Annotated in this window: 1 pseudogene; it reads left to right on the top strand. The window is 64.8% G+C overall.

Annotation, left to right across the window (positions count from 1 at the left end):
* Positions 1-603: pseudogene (locus ABZ826_RS39420) on the top strand (IS5 family transposase); the annotation flags it as partial.
* Between the last annotated feature and the right edge of the window lie 524 nt (positions 604-1,127).

Here is a 1,127-nt window from a genome sequence, read left to right on the forward strand (position 1 = left end):
CAGGAGGTCGGCGCTCGTGCCTCTAATCAGCGGTCTGCCGATGCCTCCGGCACCGGCGACACCACCTTTTCGATCATCTCGACTGGGGGCTCAAGTCATACCGGGGCCGAAGGCCGGGAGCCTCATTGCGAGGCCACGAAGACGGTAACGGGGCTGCTGACCGGACCGAATCCGACCGATCGTGGCAAGTTGGGATCGAAAATCCATCTGATCACCGACCGGAGCGGACTGCCGCTGTCGCTGGGTATCTCCGGCGCCAACATGCACGACAGTCAAGGACTGGAACCGCTCGTGCGCGGCATCCCTCCCATCCGCTCCCGCCGCGGACCCCGCCGCAGGCGACCGGCGAAGCTGCACGCGGACAAGGGCTACGACTACGATTACCTGCGCCGATGGCTCCGCAAGCGCGGCATTCGCCACCGCATCGCCCGCAAGGGCATCGAGTCCTCCACCCGCCTCGGCCGCCACCGCTGGGTCGTCGAACGAACCGTTTCCTGGCTCGCCGGCTGCCGACGCCTGCACCGCCGATACGAACGCAAACCCGAGCACTTCCTCGCCTTCGTCGGCATCGCCGCAGCCCTCATCTGCCACCGCCGCCTGTCGCGCGCTACTACTTCGTCTGCCGTGCCCCCTGACGCCCAAGGATCTGCGACAGCCCTACCAGAACAAGACCACCCAGCATGAGCGACATATTGGCCTCGAAAGGCATGACGCGCGCGGCCGCGACCCCTGCTGCCAGCAGCATTACGCCAGCGCCCCAGACACCGGGTCGTCCCACATTGTTGCGAAGCCAGGGCACGGCGAGCCGGCCAGTTGCCAAGGTCACCATCCCCACCACACCAAGCGTCAGAGCCATCACCATGCTGACGATCAGAAAGAACATGGACATCTGCCCCCTTGAGCACTTCTGCGGTGATGATCTCAGGAACCTCGGCGCGCCACGATGCCTGAACCCGGCAACGTGGACTCGTTCTCCTTGCCACAACACCGCCAGAGACTGCGACCGCCGAGCACCATAAGAAACGATGTCTTAGCTTGGCGTTTTACCTCGCCTGTCACCCGACCTGCTGATCTGGGGTCGTTCGCGTGACAGCGGAGGCGGCCGTTCTCCACGCTTTCGAGATGTC

The organism is Streptomyces sp. NPDC047515, from assembly GCF_040643055.1.
Classification (GTDB): Bacteria; Actinomycetota; Actinomycetes; order Streptomycetales; family Streptomycetaceae; genus Streptomyces.